Annotated in this window: 11 protein-coding genes; 6 read left to right on the forward strand and 5 right to left on the reverse strand. The window is 44.9% G+C overall.

Annotated elements, in window-relative coordinates:
* Positions 1-55 precede the first annotated feature (55 nt).
* The 3 genes from B5Z18_RS11055 to B5Z18_RS11065 form a co-directional block, all read right to left on the reverse strand.
* On the reverse strand, positions 56-1,813 hold the full coding sequence (locus B5Z18_RS11055) for a DUF4091 domain-containing protein (protein WP_143313551.1): 1,758 nt from the start codon (positions 1,811-1,813) through the stop codon (positions 56-58).
* Positions 1,814-1,993: 180 nt separating this feature from the next.
* Entirely contained in the window at positions 1,994-3,946 is a 1,953-nt protein-coding gene (locus tag B5Z18_RS11060; RefSeq protein WP_079469402.1) for a KUP/HAK/KT family potassium transporter, read from the reverse strand.
* Positions 3,947-4,103: 157 nt separating this feature from the next.
* Complete coding sequence (locus B5Z18_RS11065) at positions 4,104-5,660, reverse strand: OmpA family protein (RefSeq protein WP_079469403.1); 1,557 nt, start codon at positions 5,658-5,660, stop codon at positions 4,104-4,106.
* A 314-nt stretch (positions 5,661-5,974) separates the two neighbouring features.
* On the opposite strand from B5Z18_RS11065, the gene B5Z18_RS11070 reads away from it, so the two are divergent.
* Both B5Z18_RS11070 and recJ read left to right on the forward strand, forming a co-directional pair.
* Positions 5,975-6,940 carry a polyprenyl synthetase family protein gene (locus tag B5Z18_RS11070; protein ID WP_079469404.1) on the forward strand — a complete coding sequence of 322 codons (966 nt, stop codon included), beginning with the start codon at positions 5,975-5,977 and terminating at the stop codon, positions 6,938-6,940.
* Positions 6,941-7,003: 63 nt separating this feature from the next.
* Positions 7,004-8,716, forward strand: a complete 1,713-nt coding sequence (gene recJ / locus B5Z18_RS11075; RefSeq protein ID WP_079469405.1) for a single-stranded-DNA-specific exonuclease RecJ — start codon at positions 7,004-7,006, stop codon at positions 8,714-8,716.
* 14 nt (positions 8,717-8,730) lie between these two features.
* Here the strand turns inward: recJ and B5Z18_RS11080 are convergent, their stop codons facing one another.
* Together B5Z18_RS11080 and htpG are read right to left on the reverse strand one after the other, a co-directional pair.
* Positions 8,731-9,432 (reverse strand): carboxylesterase family protein, encoded by a 702-nt coding sequence (locus tag B5Z18_RS11080; protein WP_159454270.1) that lies wholly within the window; start codon positions 9,430-9,432, stop codon positions 8,731-8,733.
* Positions 9,433-9,670: 238 nt separating this feature from the next.
* Positions 9,671-11,500: a molecular chaperone HtpG gene (gene htpG / locus B5Z18_RS11085; RefSeq protein WP_079469407.1), complete on the reverse strand. Its 1,830-nt coding sequence runs from the start codon at positions 11,498-11,500 to the stop codon at positions 9,671-9,673.
* Positions 11,501-11,820: 320 nt separating this feature from the next.
* Here htpG and B5Z18_RS11090 point away from each other — a divergent pair, with 320 nt between their 5' ends.
* The 4 genes from B5Z18_RS11090 to rplI all read left to right on the forward strand — a co-directional run bounded on the left by B5Z18_RS11090 (position 11,821) and on the right by rplI (position 16,389).
* Positions 11,821-15,105 carry a T9SS-dependent choice-of-anchor J family protein gene (locus B5Z18_RS11090; RefSeq protein ID WP_079469408.1) on the forward strand — a complete coding sequence of 1,095 codons (3,285 nt, stop codon included), beginning with the start codon at positions 11,821-11,823 and terminating at the stop codon, positions 15,103-15,105.
* 203 nt (positions 15,106-15,308) lie between these two features.
* Positions 15,309-15,659, forward strand: coding sequence for a 30S ribosomal protein S6 (gene rpsF / locus B5Z18_RS11095; RefSeq protein WP_227024404.1), 351 nt, complete (start codon positions 15,309-15,311; stop codon positions 15,657-15,659).
* Positions 15,660-15,663: 4 nt separating this feature from the next.
* Complete coding sequence (gene rpsR, locus B5Z18_RS11100; protein ID WP_079470050.1) at positions 15,664-15,936, forward strand: 30S ribosomal protein S18; 273 nt, start codon at positions 15,664-15,666, stop codon at positions 15,934-15,936.
* 6 nt (positions 15,937-15,942) lie between these two features.
* Entirely contained in the window at positions 15,943-16,389 is a 447-nt protein-coding gene (rplI, locus tag B5Z18_RS11105; RefSeq protein ID WP_079469410.1) for a 50S ribosomal protein L9, read from the forward strand.
* The last annotated feature ends 134 nt before the right edge of the window (positions 16,390-16,523 follow it).

Consider the following 16,523-nt stretch of genomic DNA (forward strand, 5'->3'; position numbering starts at 1 on the left):
GTTAAAAAAATCCTCCGGTTCCCCGGAGGATTTTTTTCATGATGCCATTGTTCAATCAGAACCCGTTTAATTCCTGTTTGGCTGCATTCAGTATTTGTGCGGCCGGCGTGGTTTTCAGCGTTTCTTCCTCGAAAGGCTTTAATAAATTGTCCAGCTTACTCAGACCCGCGGCGTTACCGCTTTTTGCAAATGCTTCCCGCAGTATTCTTATCTTTTCATAATCCTGTATCCCTTCTATCAATCTCTCATAACGGATAGAAGATCTCGGTCCCGGATATACGAAATACGTGTCTCCTGCCGACCAGGTACGGAAACGCGAATCATGCAGCGGATCAGCTACCCAGCAGTTGAAGGCCCAGCGCAAATACCCGTTATATCCTTTGTTCGCAGCATGCCAGCCCATAAAGGCTGATTCTGCCGGCGGCGAAAAAGTAAAGGTATTCGGGAATCCTTCTGTGCAGCAGGTGTAAAAGGTAGTCGGCAACCCTTTCTCTAAACGGCTTTTCATGATGTTTGCCGGGAAAGCTTCTCTCAATGCAATACAGTAGTCATGTATTTCATTGGCCAGTGGTTCGTGATAACTGCCTGCCAGCGATAATTTGAAGTCGTTACTCGCACTACGGATCACTTTCAGGGTTTGCAGCATGTCTTCCATTGGTCTTTCATCCATAGCGATAGCTGTAATATTAAACCAGCCCTTTGCCTTCAGGTGTTTTACAAAATCAGTCAGCATAGGTTGCCAGTGCTTTGTATACTCCGCGGAGCCAGGCTTCGCAACAATGAAAGTATCTTTTGCAGCTGCCTCATCATAATAATAAAATTTGAGGTTCCACGGAATCATGCTATAGCAGTTGATTTCCTTCCGGATACCCTGATCCATCATAAACTGCACCCATTTATCAAAGATGCTGTAGTCGTATGCCCAGCCGCCATTTTTCTTCTTTGTCCATTTTACCATTGTGCCGTAGATATCCTCGGTCTGGCTGTTCCAGGGATCATAAATAATAGTGGCCGTGATCACTTTCTGACCCGCATTTGCCAGCATTTTCATGTAAGGCTTCATGGCTTCGAAGTGCGCATTACTCCAGGGTTTTACGCCATATACGCGCGCTATTGCATAAGGACTTTGCCACAGATCAAGGTGAAATTGCCAGTCTTTCGGAGCAGGCAGGGTATGATCCAGTACAGTTACTTCAAAAGGCATGTCCACCGCGGTAGCACCGGATTTCACACTCACCGCGCCTTTATATGTACCGGCTGGTGTATTCGCCGGCACCTGAACGCTCAGCCATACCGGCTGGGTAGTACTGGCGGCAATGGTGCTTTTACTGATGATATCAATACCATCTGCCACGAGCGAAGAGTCAAAATCTTTCGGATTACGGTACCCGCAACCACCACCGTCTTTATTCAAACCATCTGTGAGTACATATCTCACAAAGCCGGTGGTCACTGCTGAAGCTGCAATTTTGTTGCCTTTACCGTCTTGTAATGCGGATGCCTGGATGCTTACTTCCCGTTGTGCAGCGGCAGACCATATCACCAGTTGTGTATGGACCTTTTCACCTTTCCAGGCTTTCGTTTCCCAGGCAGGCGTTAAACCGCTGTTATCAGGTGCATTTCTTTTTTCATAACGGGTATCTGCAGTACCGAATGCAACGTGAAGCCTGGTGTCATTAACAGCCGCCCAGGAAGCTTTATTAACGGGTTTGGGATCGGGCAGGTCCCTGTAGCCAGCGGCAGGAGATATTTGCGCCCACACGTTTTGTTGCAGTGCCAGCATTACCAGCACGCCAAAAAATTTGTTCACCATACTAAAATTTAGCGTTTTCAGATATTAGAATAACGTGATTTGTTCACTCATCACCGTAATCCGGAAACCTCAATATCTATAAAAAAAGTGGATTTTTTCCTTTTAAGAGGATGACCGGTTATATATAAAACAGAAAAGCCGGATCACACACGATCCGGCTTTTCTTGTTAAAGATGTATATCAATGTACAATCCGCTTCAGCTGCAGATTGGTGACCGGTGCTACCACCAGTGGATATTTCTCGATGGTTACATAGCTGGAATCCAGTCCAAAACCCCTTTCTTCCGACAAACTGATCTTTTTCAGGAAGAAATACATCTTCATCACCATTCTTTCATATAAAGGCAGGTCGTTGTCGTGCGACAGGAATTTCTCCATAACGATGAACTGGAAGTCGCCTACCACATTATTCTTGCTCAGCGATTCGTAGCGGCTGGTAATATTTACTTCCTTGTTACGAACCATATCTTCTACTACCATTCTGAACATAAGATTAATACGCTGTTCCACTTTAAAGCCGAGGCGGAATTCCACACGTATTACTTCATTTGGAATGATCGTTTGCACAGAGTATTCACTCAGGTAAGGTTCATCTACCACATCTACGTGTACAAACCAGTATATATCTGCCCGTTTGGGTTTTTTATTAAGAATTGAATAGATGATCTTATGTTCTATTTCTTTCGGATTATCGGCACTGCTCATATACACCAGGTGGGTGGCGTATTTGGGAATGGAAGTGTCATTGCTCAGTTCCTGTATGATAGGCAGATAATCTTCCAGTCGCACAAATTCCACGTAACGGTTCTTGATCTTACGCGATTTGAACCATACAATCATCACCAGGAAGAGGGCGCCGGCCACAATAACTGTTACGTAACCACCATGCATGAACTTAATCACGTTAGCGAAGAGGAACGAGAATTCTATGGTAAAATAAACGATGAGATATAAGAGTATCCAGCCTACCCATACCCGCTTTGTATAAAGGTAGAAGGCGAAGAGGCAGGAGGTCATGAGCATGCAGATGGTGATGGATAAGCCATAAGCCGCCTCCATATTCGACGATTCCTGGAAAATCAGCACAATGGAAACGCAACCCACAAACAGCATGGTATTGATGCCGGGGATATAGAGCTGTCCCCTTTCTTCTGTGGGGTAATTTACCCGCATTTTGGGCCACAGGTTAAGGCGCATGGCTTCTGCGATGAGGGTAAAGGACCCGGATATCAGTGCCTGGCTGGCAATTACAGAGGCCAGTGTGGCAATTAATACGCCGAAGATGATGAACCATTCCGGCATAATGGTAAAGAACGGGTTCTGATCTTTGGGCAGGATCTGACCTTTTTGGGTGAGTAACCAGGCGCCTTGTCCCAGGTAGTTCAGAATAAGACAGGTTTTAACAAAGATCCAGGACACCCGGATATTACCTTTACCGCAGTGACCGAGATCAGAATACAGGGCTTCCGCACCTGTAGTACAAAGGAACACAGCCCCCAGGATCAGGAATCCTTTAGGATAAGTAGTTAAGAGTTCAATGGCATAATGGGGGCTAAAGGCTTTGAAAATGCTCAAATCATCCGCTACATGTGAAATACCGAGGATGCCCAGCATAGAAAACCACAGCACCATAATGGGTCCAAACATCCGGCCGATAGAAACAGTACCGAACTGTTGCATAACAAAGAGCCCTGTAATAATAGTGAGTACTATTTTCACGATAGTCATCTGGCCCAGGTCCTTAAAGACTTCCAGGGTCCTGAGACCTTCGATGGCAGAGGTAACTGTGATGGGTGGGGTGATGATACCATCTGCGAGCAGGGCAGCGCCGCCGATCATACCAAAAATTACGGTCCATCTGGCGTGGCGTCTCACGAGTGCATAGAGTGAAAAGATCCCACCTTCCCCCTTATTATCAGCCCGTAGGGTGAGAATAACGTATTTAACGGTAGTTTGAAGAGTTAGTGTCCAGATGATACAGGAAATACCTCCGATCACCAGCAGGTCGCTGATGGGATTTCCTCCTACGATGGCTTTGAAAACATAGAGTGGAGATGTTCCGATATCGCCATAGATAATGCCAAGAGCTACTACCAGGCCTGCCAGGGATACCCTGTTGATGTTAATTCCCACGTAATAATAAGTTTATTAAAAAAGCCTCCAAAATTAGGGGTAATAATTGACACTTCAACAATATTTCGTACAGGAGTGTTTGCTTCAAAAAAAAGTCCTCTCCCGAATGAACGGGAGAGGACTTTTTTTAAGTTATCATCTTAATGAGTGATACTGATTAGTTAGCAGGAGCTAAATCAACAGTGCCAGACTCACCAGGAGTGTTTTGTTTGATGAAACGACCGCGGTCGATACCTTGTTTGTCAGCCAGGTAGTCGATTACTGAATCAACACGACGGCTGCTCAGGTCAACACCACCTTTCTTACCTTTAGCACCTGCGTGACCGGTAACCAGTACGTTGCAGGAAGGGTTAGATTTCAGGGTAGCTGCAACAGAAGCCAGGATAGCTTCCTGATCGTTACCAACTTTGGTAGAGCTGCCTTTGAAAGAAACGCTAGGCAGAACCAGAGAAGCACAAGTTACTTCAGGACGGTTTTTGCAGCATTCTGGATCTGGGCATTTACCAACACCATCAGCATCAACTGGCTGGCAGTAAGTAGGAGTGATCAGTTGTTTGTCTTTGTAATCAGGAACACCGTCACCGTCAGTATCTTTAGCAACACCGTGAACATCCACTGGTGCACCTGCTGGGGTGTTAGGTTCGCGATCGAATTGGTCAGTTACGCCATCGCCGTCAGCATCAGGCAGAACCGGAGCTGGAAGCTTCATGTGACGTGGGCTGCTCAGCTCGCTGTAAGCGTATTCCAGTGGGTTGATCCACCATAATGGCTGTACACGTTTAGCTGGGTTACCCAGGTTGAAGTTCAGACGTAAGCTGGTGTAAGAGTAGAAATCTTTGGAAGAACCACCGGAACCAGGAGCTGCATATCCATCCAGGTATGCGTCAAATGGCATAGTGATTTTTTCTTCAATACCGATGTTGAAACGTTTAGAAACTTTAAACGCTACACCAGTACCGAGATCCAGTGCATGACGGAGTAATTGGTTGTCATCGTTACGACCGATAGAAACCCTGTTACCCTGAGAAGGAGCATTTTGCTCGTATTTATCATCTCTCAGATCTTTGATCTGTTTTCTGATATCACTGCGTTTTGCGCCAAAGTTAATACCGGAATAGTTGTAGCCATTTCCGTTTGCATCCAATGCATCAACGTCAACGTCAGCCATTACGATAGAGTAACCAGCCAGTAAATACCAGTTAACCTTAGGTTCAGCTCTGTAGAACAGGATGTTGCTCAGGGAAGCAATCACGTCCAAGGACAGCTGATGGTTCTGGGATTTGTAGTTAGGAACAATCATACCACCATTTAAAGCGGCTGTTTTTGCCCAAGGGTTGATACCACCTGCTGGTGAATTAGGACGCAGTTTGTAGTCCTGACCCTTATCAATGGAACCGATGTACTCAGCTCTCAGGGAGAAAGTATGTCCCAATGCTTTTCTCAGGGAAACACCACCACCAAAACCTGGTTGAGGAGGAACGGTTCCGCTGATCAGGTGTAAACCACCACTAAAACCCAGTTCCCACATATCTCTCGGTTTAGCCGGGAAATTTGATTGGTGGTTCGTGAAGTTATTTTGTTGTACCATACGCTTGCTAGACACTTTGGAGCTATCCAGAGCATCGTAGCCGGTTGGTTGAACCTGTGCAAAACTAGTAGATGCTGATAGTAAACCCACAGCGCCTGCCAGTAATAAGTACTTTTTGCTTGCCATAATTGTTTTTTTTATTAAAAACTGTTAAAAATTTACTAATAACCCGTTTTTTACCTAGCAAAGGTAAATATCATAAATGAATATACAAATTTTTCTTGCAATATTATTTTCATTGATAAGTCCTTCAAAATTAGAGCTTAAATGAAAGTATTTATATACCTTAATTCCAGTTAAGTTAAAGATCTGTATACCTTGTGTTAAAGGATTCCTTAACTCGTGTTAAAGGAATGTTATACTCCATATACAAATTAAAGGCCAAAATGTTAAAATGTGATTTATAAAAGCTAGCTTAGCAATCCTTTTTTATTTAATACATGGACGATATTAAACACCTGATAGGTAAAGAATTACAGGATTTTGAAAGTAAGTTCGCAGATTCAGTAAAAAGTCATGTGCCGTTATTGGACAGGATCATGCATTATATTGTGAAGCGCAAGGGAAAGCAGATCAGGCCCATGTTTGTTTTATTATCCGCAAAACTTTTCAGTGACAATATCCAGGAAAGTACATACCGGGCAGCCGCACTGGTAGAACTGCTGCATACCGCCACCCTGGTACATGATGATGTGGTGGATGACGCCAACGAACGCCGTGGCCTGTTTTCCATTAATGCCCTCTGGAAAAATAAAATAGCTGTACTGGTTGGCGACTACCTCCTTTCAAAAGGACTGCTGCTGTCCCTTAACAATAATGATTTCCGAACTTTACAGATATTATCAGAAGCTGTAAAAGAAATGAGTGAAGGAGAACTGCTGCAGATCGAAAAAACCCGTAAGCTGAATATCAAGGAAGATATTTACTTTGAAATTATCCGCCGTAAAACCGCTTCATTACTGGCTTCCGCCTGCGCTGCCGGCGCATGGAGCAGCAGCAACGACGATCATACTACCGAACAAATGCGCCTTTTCGGCGAAAAAGTGGGCATCGCCTTTCAAATTAAAGATGATCTCTTCGATTATGGCTCCGCCAAAATCGGTAAACCGACCGGGATCGACATACGCGAGAAAAAAATGACCCTTCCGCTTATCTATACCCTGGAACATGCTTCCACTGAAGTAAGAAGAAAGATTATTAATATAGTTAAAAACCATAATACAGAAAAGGACCGCGTAGAAGAAGTCATCCGGCTTGTAAAAGCATCCGGAGGCATTGACTATACCCGGCAAAAAATGTTTGAATACCGGGATGAAGCCCTTACCATCCTGAATAAATTCCCTGAAAACGCTGTCAGAAACGGGTTAGAATCCCTGGTGCGATTCACAACCGACAGAACATTTTAGTAAGAATAAAAAATAATGTAATATGCGGAAGAAGCGAAAAGCTTAAGCCTTTAAAATATAATAATGCAAAAACGCTGGACAGTAAAGGCATATCAACCAAATCAGGAACAATTACTACAGTCATCATTACGCATACATCCGCTGTTATGCCGGTTACTGGTACAACGCAATGTAACCAACTATGAGGCTGCCCGGCAATTTTTTCGCCCTACACTGGAAGACCTTCACGATCCCTGGAAAATGAAGGACATGGACAAGGCCATTTCCAGGATTGAACTGGCTTTTTTCCAGCATGAAAAAATACTGATCTACGGAGATTACGATGTAGACGGCACTACCGCAGTGGCGACGGTGTACGCTTTTCTGCAAAAACTTTACACCAATATCGAATTTTATATCCCCCACCGCTACCGCGAAGGTTACGGTATTTCCATGCAGGGCATTGAATACGCCAGGGATAACGATTTCAGCCTGATCATTGCGCTCGACTGCGGCATTAAGTCTATCGAACATATTACCACCGCAAAGGAATGGGGTATCGACTTTATAATCTGCGACCATCATTTGCCGGATGCAATACTGCCTCCCGCTGTGGCGATCCTGAATCCCAAACAACACGACTGCCCCTATCCTTATAAAGAACTGAGCGGCTGCGGAATTGGTTACAAACTGATCTGCGCCTTTGCGCAAAAACGGGGTCTTCCCCAATCGGAAGCCAATAAATTCCTGGACCTGGTGGCTACCAGTATTGCAGCCGACATCGTTCCGATGACCGGCGAAAACAGGATACTGGCCTTTCACGGTCTTATAAAAGTAAATGAAGATCCGCTGCCGGGTATCAAAGCGCTGATCACGCTCAGCGCACTGAAGGAAAAACTAACCATTGCCAACCTCGTATTTGTGATTGCCCCACGGGTAAACGCCGCCGGCAGGATGGACGATGCCCGCAAAGCAGTGAACCTCTTCATCGAAAATGATGTGGAAAAAGCCGCTGCCATCGCAGCCGTGCTGCACGCCGACAATTTCGACAGAAAAGAAATCGACAGTACCATTACCCAGGAGGCCATTGTACTGCTTCAAAATGATGTGGATATTGCCCGCAGAAAATCGACCGTACTTTACCAGGCCCACTGGCATAAAGGTGTGGTCGGTATTGTGGCTTCCCGGTTAATCGATAAATATTACTACCGTCCTACTATCATTCTTACCCAATCGAATGACAAAGTAGCCGGCTCCGCCCGTTCCGTGATGGGATTCAATGTATACGAAGCCATCCACCAGTGTAAAGATCTTCTCGAAAACTACGGAGGCCATTTTTATGCAGCGGGGATGACCATGAAAACAGAAAATGTAAAGGCGTTCCAGGAACGCTTTGAAGAAGTGGTAGCACGAACCATCCACCCGGATCAACTGGTGCCGGAAATAGTAATAGATACCGAAATCCATTTCACAGAAATCACAACTGCGTTTTATAATATTCTACGGCAATTCGAGCCCCTGGGACCAGACAACCTGCGACCAGTCTTTCTTGCTAAAAATCTTGTTGACAACGGTTATTCGAAGATTGTAAAAGATGACCACATTAAATTCTCTGTGAAACAGGGGAGATATGGTCCCACTATGTCCGGAATTGGTTTCTACATGGCGGAGAAATTTCCGCTGATAGCAGACAAAAAGCCCTTCGATATGGTATTTACCCTGGATGAAAATGAATGGAACGGGCAAACTTCCCTCCAGCTGAAAGTAATTGATATCAGAACTGCAGCAGTCCGATAGCTTTTATAAAACGGTTACAAATGCTGCTTCAGCAGCCAGGTATATACATCCTGGTTCGCGTAAGTCCTTGTCCAGGCATCGTGGCCACCGTTGGGATACTCTGTATACTGCACATTATTCCCCAACGCTCTCAATTGCTTTACCAGGACACGTGAATTCTCTACATTTACGGTAGGATCGTCTGCTGAATGGAAAACCCAAATAGGCATGGTTTTCAGATTCTTCATGCGGTTTACATCTCCACCACCACTGATAGGAACAATGGCGGCAAATTTTTCGGGGTGTGCAGAACTCCAGTCCCACGTTCCATAACCACCCATACTCAGACCGGTAAGATATACTCTCTTAGGATCTACATGGTATTTGCTGATCACTTCTTTATAGAGTATCTCGAGGTACTGTGGATTCCACCATCCGCTCAGGCACTGCGGCGCGATTATTACAAATGGTTTCCCTGCCGCCACTTTTACCAGTCCTACGTTCTTTATCACATCAATATTATTCCCCATTTCCCCTACTCCATGAAGAAATATCACGATGGGCCATTTGTAATCTTTCTTCTCGTTATATCCGTCCGGGATATAAAGCACGTAATTGCTGATATTGCCTCCTTTGGTATCTATTTTCTGAGTAGTGATACCAACTTGTTGCGGAGGAAAAGTATCTTCCCGGGGCGGCGTTACCGGCACAGTATCTCCCGGAGGATTCGTTGGCACAGGGTTAGCTGTTTCTGTTTTTGAACAGGAAAAAAATGCGAGCGTACTCAACACAAAGACATGGCACAAAATTTTAATTGCTCTTTTTTTCATATAACTACTACAAACTAAAAGTCCCCCGGCAATATGCCGGGGGACAGGTTTTACAATATTTTTCTTTTCGGTTCTTCTATTCCGTGTTTTGCAAATAAAAGACTAAAAGAATAAACACCGTCATTTTATTTATTGTGCAATGTCATTATTTTTTTTCGCCCATCAGTTCCACGCTTCTGTTCACAAATGCCGTAAGATCCGCACCTGTCAACAGGTTCTGGGACAACAGCGCCAGGTCTGCCAGATTCTTTATCTGCTTCTGTTGCAATGTGTTATCTCCTTCCTTCAGTATTTGCGTGTACACCGGATGGTTAGCGTTGATGGTCATATTTATTTCATCGGGCATATTCGCATACCAGTTCATTCCGCCGCCGCCCATAGCTGCCATGTCTTTCATACGACGCATCAGCTCCGGACGGGTTACAATTACCGGTTGCGCTTCTGCGCTGAGTCCTTTCATTTCTACTTTGATATTAGGTTGTGTTACCTGGGCGCCAAAGAGTTCTTTCAAGGTACCTTCCTGTTCTTCAGATAATACTGTCGTGGTATTTTCTTCTTTATCAATCAGGTTATCAGCGATATCTGCATCCACACGGGTAAAGGAAACATTATCCCATTTGATTTCCATGTTGTTGATGAATGCGGCATCCACCATTGTTTCCATCTTTACTACCAGGAAGCCTTTATTTTTTGCGGCCTGCACGTAGCTGTCCTGCTGCACCGGGTTGGTGGCATATAATATCACCAGTTTCTGCTCCTTATTGGTTTGCAGGGCAGCGGCAGCTGTGCGGTATTCTTCCTGTGTATAAAATTTACCCCCTGCCACATCTTCCATTATCAGGAATTTGTTGGCTTTCTCCATGAACTTGTCGTCGGTCATCATACCATACTTTACAAACAGTCCGATGGAATCCCATTTATCTTCGAAGGAAGCGCGGTCGTTGCGGAATATTTCATCCAGCTTATCCGCTACTTTTTTGGTGATGTGAGCGTTGATCTTTTTTACATTAGGATCACCCTGCAGATAGCTACGGCTAACATTCAGCGGAATATCCGGGCTATCGATCACACCATGCAGCAACATCAGGAATTCCGGAACAATGTCCTTCACTTCATCCGTTACATATACCTGGTTGGAATACAGATTGATCTTGTCTTTCTGCATCTCGTAGCTCTTGTTAATCTTCGGAAAATAAAGGATACCGGTGAGATTAAAAGGATAATCTACATTGAGGTGAATCCAGAATAAAGGAGGTTCTGCAAATGGATATAATTCTTTGTAGAAATTCTGGTAATCTTCGGTGGTTAACTCGCTTGGTTTCTTTGTCCAGGCAGGATTGGTGTTATTAATCTGTGTGCCTTCAAAAGTTACCGGAACAGGCAGGAATTTACAGAACTTTTCGAGGATGGTGCGGATACGTCCATCTTCCAGGAATTCTTCGCTTTCCTCGTTGATGTGCATTACAATTTCAGTTCCCCTGTCTGCCTTGCTGATCTCTTCCAGTTCATACTCAGGGCTTCCATCACACTCCCAACGCACAGCGGGAGCTTCTTCTTTCCACGATTTTGAGAAGATTTCCACCTGGCTGCTTACCATAAAGGAAGAATAAAAGCCAAGACCAAAATGACCAATGATATTAGTACCGTTTTCCTGTCCTTTATATTTTTTCAGAAATTCTTCTGCACCAGAAAAGGCTACCTGGTTAATATATTTATCCACTTCTTCCGCAGTCATACCGATACCATGATCTGCAATAGTGATGGTTTTCTTTTCCTTATCAACTCTCACATCAATAGCAATGTCTCCCAGTTCTCCTTTAAACTCTCCCACACTGGCCAGGGTTTTCAATTTCTGGGTAGCATCCACGGCATTACTTACCAGTTCGCGGATAAAAATTTCATGATCTGAATACAGGAACTTCTTGATAATTGGAAATATGTTCTCTGTCTGAACACGTATTGCACCTTTTTGCATTGATTATCTGATTTTTTTGGTAAACTTTTTCAAAGTGTGTGCCAGCAGGGTTTAGGCTGACAAGATGACAAGACACAAGTTAAAAAAATATAAAATATAAATATTGAGGCTGTGAATATACGCTACCTGGGCTTATCCACCATCGTATTTAACCCGGAAAAAAGGGCAGGGAAAGAAATATTTAAAACGGATAAGAAAATAAAACCATATTACATTCCCTTCAAATTAACAAAATAATCATATTAAAAAATCCGGCGAAACGGTTTATTCAGTAGATTTATTGCACCGAAATCTGATTCCCCAATTTTTCAAATAATACTATGGAAAGACCTCTACTCACTTTATTATTTCTTGCTTCTTTTGTTTGTGGTAGTGTAAGCGCACAAACCAATCCGGCCGCGCAGCCATTGCCTTATGAACAAAATTTTGACGCACTGCCGTCATCTGCTGTGGTATACCCGGCAGGATGGCAGGGATGGCTGCTCAGCGGCGCTCCTTCCGGCAGCTTCAATACAGCCGCACCTGCTTCCGACAAACCACTGATAAGTGGCGGCAGTGCATCGTCCACTGCCAATGGTGTTTATAACTATGCCGGCAAACTGGGCTTCCTGAACAGCGGCAGCGCCGACAATGCACTGGTGCTATCTATCAGTACGAGCGGACAACAAAATGTACAATTGAGCTACGATGCCATGACGATCAGGAATCCTTACGATGGTAATTCCAATACCAGGATCAATGAAGTTGTAGTACAATATCGTATAGGCGTTGCCGGTACCTTTACCAGTATCAATGAAACTGCTTATCAGAACGACACTATTCAACAAACCGGTTCTGGTGTTACTTTACCGCAACACCTGGTAAACAGGTCGGTGATACTGCCGCCGGATTGTAATAACCAGGCTGTAGTACAACTGCGGTGGGTAAACCGCCAAATCAGCGGCGCCGGCTCCAGACCGGGATTTGCTATTGATAATATAGCGGCATCCGGAAGTGGCAGGGATACCACTCCCCCTGTGATCAGTCTCCTGACACCGGTTAACGCAGCCGCAGATGTATCGCCTGTTACATCTCCCGAAATTATTTTCAGCGAAAATATAAAAGCAGGCAACGGGTATATCAGGTTGCATAACAGCAATAGTGGGTTAACGGATAGTTTTCCTGTAACCGGTAGTGCTATCATTATTAATAACAATGTGCTTACCCTGAAACAAATCCTGCAACCACACAGTCATTATTACATTACGCTGGACAGCGGTACAGTAAAGGATCTGTCGGATAATGACTTTGCAGGTATTACAGATACCACACAGTGGAATTTTACCACCGGCAACCAGGAACTCAACTATAACTTCAACGACTGTACGCCGATAGGCAGCAGCCAGTTAAGCGGAGGCTTTACACAATACAGTGTAACCGGTGCGCAGCTGTGGGGATGTACCAATTTCGGGCAGCAAAGCAGTAATGGGGTACAGATAAATGGTTACAGCGGCGGAGCTGTTGAAAATGAAGACTGGCTGATATCTCCTGCGTTTGACCTGACCGGTCTGCAATTCCCGCTGTTGCAATTCAGCAGCCGTACTGCCTTTGCCGGGCCGGCGCTTAGTCTGCGTATTTCCACCAACTATACCGGCAGCGGTGATCCGCGCAATGCTACCTGGACAACGCTGAATGGCCGTTTTCCTGAAACCGGCAGTGATGTGTGGACTTTATCTTCCGGTATAAATCTCGCTGCTTACAAGCAAACAGGCGTTTATATTGCTTTTGTTTATACATCCGGTCCTGCTGTACAGGCTTCGCGCTGGACGATTGATGATTTCAGGCTGACGGATACCACCGCATCGCCGGCGCCAACATTGAACAGCAGTCCGGCGGCCATTGATTTCGACTATGTAAAATCCGGGCAAACATCAGAAGCACAGCGTGTTGGTTTCTGGGCCAACGATTTTACAGGAGATTTGAAAATCAAGGCTCCAGCAGGTTTCAAGGTATCTGGCGACAGCAGCAATTATAGTAACGAGGTCACTTTCTCTGTGGCTGCATTGGCTACCGGTCCGCAGCAGGTATTTGTAAAGTTTGCGCCAACAGCAGCTGATCAACCTTACAGCGGTAATCTTACATTCAGCTCTCCCGGTTTCTCCGGCCGTTCTATTACTCTCAGCGGTACTTCACTGCGGTCGTTAAAAGTGGTGAACTGGAATATAGAATGGTTTGGCAGTCCGGCTCAAAACCCCGCCAATGACAGTTTACAGCAGGCCAATGTAACTACCATCCTTAAAAAACTGGATGCAGATATTTTTGCGCTGGCAGAAGTAGTGGATACTGCCCGTTTCCGCGCGGTGGTAAGCCAGTTGCCGGGTTATAGCTATGTGTTATCTGACTTTGGCTCGTATGCAGATAGCATCACTGATGTTGACTATGTATCGGCGCAGAAGCTGGCTTTTGTGTACAAAACGGCAGTGATCCGCAAGATCAGTACTTACGGCATATTAAGACAGGGAGGCAGCAGCAATGCGTATTATAACTGGTCGTCCGGCAGGTTCCCTTATGAAATGGAGGCTACCGCCAAACTGGGTAACGACTCTGCGCGGATCCGGTTCATATTGCTGCATGCAAAGGCCAATACAGGTACTAAGCCGGAAAAGATTACTTCCTGGAACCGGCGCAAAGATGGATTGAAAGAGTTGAAAGACACGCTGGACCTGCAATATCCGTATAGCAATATTATAATGTTGGGAGATTTTAATGATGATCTCTCTAAAACCATTACAACAGAGTTATTACCGGATACCACCACTTCTTATATTGACTTCATCCGCGATAGTATCAACTACCGGCCGTTGACCCTGCCGTTAAGTTTATCCGGTCAGCGTTCCACCGTCAGTTACTCATCGGTGATCGATAATGTGATTAGTTCCAACGAGGTGGGTGTTGCTTATTTGCCGGCATCTGCACGGATACAAACCCAGGTGGCCGGGCTGGTAAGCAGTTACGGTACCACCACCACGGATCATTACCCCGTATTGAGCCGGTATAACCTGCACATTTTAGGCAACCCGCTGCCGGTAGAAGACTTTGATGCCCGGGCCGATGGCGGTAAAGTGCTGGTTAGCTGGCATACACCTTATGAAATCAACAGCAGCAGGTTTGTGATAGAGCGTTCCCGGAACCTCCGGACCTATGAGGCCGTGGATACTGTGGCTGCTCATGGCAGTAAGGCGGAGGGGTCTGATTATATTTCCTATGATGAGCAGCCCTGGCCTGGATTTTCAGCTTACCGGTTAAAAACCCTGGGACTGGACAGCAGCGTAAGGTACAGTCCGGTTAAGATGGTTTTGGTAACGGATAAAGACTTCTGGCGGAAGCTGTTGTGGTGCATATTCGGGCACCAGTTGCAGTATTGGCTGGATTGGCCCCGCAGCGGTGATGCGAATATTGAATTGATGGATGTGCAGGGTCGTGTTCGTTACCAGGGCAGAACGGCTTTAATAAAAGGCCGGAACTACAGAACAATAGCTATCGATCAGCTGCCGGCGGGCATATATTTCCTGAGAGTACAATCGGGTGAGCTGGTGCAGGTGACCAAGATTCTTATTAATCAGTGATCTTTTTTGAAAAAACCATGCAAACGAGACGCCGCCCCGCTAACCGGGGCGGCTTTTTTAATTTGGTTATCAGCCAATTACGCATTATTCTCTATAAAAGGCAAGATATTTAGGGAAATCGGGCTTTCATGCGTGGAAATAAGGAATAGTTCAGTATCTTTGCGGTCCTAATTTTTTAATTAAACCATTTAAAACAGGGAATTATGAACTACGAATTGATGGTGATCTTTACCCCTGTGCTTTCTGAGGACGACTACAAAGCCGCCCAAAAGAAATTCGCTGATATCATTAAAGATAACGGCGGAGAAATCACGCACGAAAATCCCTGGGGATTAAGATCACTGGCGTATCCTATCCGGAAGAAGACTACAGGAATGTATGTTGTTCTGGAATACAATGCGCCATCCGACCTCAATGAGAAGCTGAAAATCCAGCTGAATCGCGATGAAAATGTATTACGTCACATGATTACTGCGCTGGATAAGCACGCTGTTACTTACAACGGTCGCAAAAGACATGGCGTAAATGCTGAATCTAAAACCACTGAAGCTTAAAACTATGGCAGTTAAACCGAAACAAGAAATCAAGTACTTAACGGCCGTAAAAACCGAGAAACGTCAGAAGAAATACTGCCGTTTCAAGAAGTTGGGCATCAAGTACGTAGATTACAAAGACGCGGAGTTTTTGAAGAAATTTTTGAACGACCAGGGCAAAATGTTGCCACGTCGTATTACGGGTAACTCCCTGAAATTTCAGCGTAAAGTAGCCCAGGCTATTAAGAAAGCTCGTCAAATGGCTTTATTGCCTTATGTTACTGACCTTTTAAAGTAAGAAGTTATGCAAATTATCTTAATACAAGACGTAGATAACCTGGGTCAGAAGAATGAACTGGTTAGCGTAAAAAATGGTTACGCCAGGAATTTCCTGATTCCTCAGAAATTTGCGGTAGAAGCAAGCCCTTCTAACATGAAGCAGCTTCAGGAACGCCTGAAAGTGCAGAAAGTGAAAGAAGAGAAACTGCTGGCTGAAATTGCGAAAGTAGTAGAAGTGTTGAAAGCTTCTCCTGTTAAAATTGGCGCTAAAACCGGTACTTCCGGTAAGATCTTCGGTAGCGTAACCGGTGTTCAGATTGCCCGTGCAATTAAAGAACAGAAAGGTTATGAAATTGACCGTCGCCGCATCCACATCCTGGATGATGTTAAAGAACTGGGTACCTACAAAGCTCGCCTCGATTTCGGTAAAGGCAACGAAACCGAACTGGAATTTGAAGTAGTAGCTGAGTAATATTCCAACTTGTTTGGAAAGAAGAAAGTCCCGGGCTGAATCAGCCCGGGATTTTTTTTGCATCAATATGATTGCATTTGTGTTTCATTAACGAATGGCAATTGAGTTGTTGGTAGATTTGGTTATATTTGTAA

The organism is Chitinophaga ginsengisegetis, from assembly GCF_900168065.1.
GTDB classification, from domain to species: Bacteria; Bacteroidota; Bacteroidia; order Chitinophagales; family Chitinophagaceae; genus Chitinophaga; species Chitinophaga ginsengisegetis.

Coding starts and splice junctions, on each gene's coding strand:
- B5Z18_RS11055 (WP_143313551.1), bottom strand. CDS start 1,813: ATGGTGAACAAATTTTTTGGCGTGCTGGTAATGCTGGCACTGCAACAA.
- B5Z18_RS11065 (WP_079469403.1), bottom strand. CDS start 5,660: ATGGCAAGCAAAAAGTACTTATTACTGGCAGGCGCTGTGGGTTTACTA.
- B5Z18_RS11090 (WP_079469408.1), top strand. CDS start 11,821: ATGGAAAGACCTCTACTCACTTTATTATTTCTTGCTTCTTTTGTTTGT.
- rpsF (WP_227024404.1), top strand. CDS start 15,309: ATGAACTACGAATTGATGGTGATCTTTACCCCTGTGCTTTCTGAGGAC.
- rpsR (WP_079470050.1), top strand. CDS start 15,664: ATGGCAGTTAAACCGAAACAAGAAATCAAGTACTTAACGGCCGTAAAA.
- recJ (WP_079469405.1), top strand. CDS start 7,004: ATGCAAAAACGCTGGACAGTAAAGGCATATCAACCAAATCAGGAACAA.
- htpG (WP_079469407.1), bottom strand. CDS start 11,500: ATGCAAAAAGGTGCAATACGTGTTCAGACAGAGAACATATTTCCAATT.
- rplI (WP_079469410.1), top strand. CDS start 15,943: ATGCAAATTATCTTAATACAAGACGTAGATAACCTGGGTCAGAAGAAT.
- B5Z18_RS11070 (WP_079469404.1), top strand. CDS start 5,975: ATGGACGATATTAAACACCTGATAGGTAAAGAATTACAGGATTTTGAA.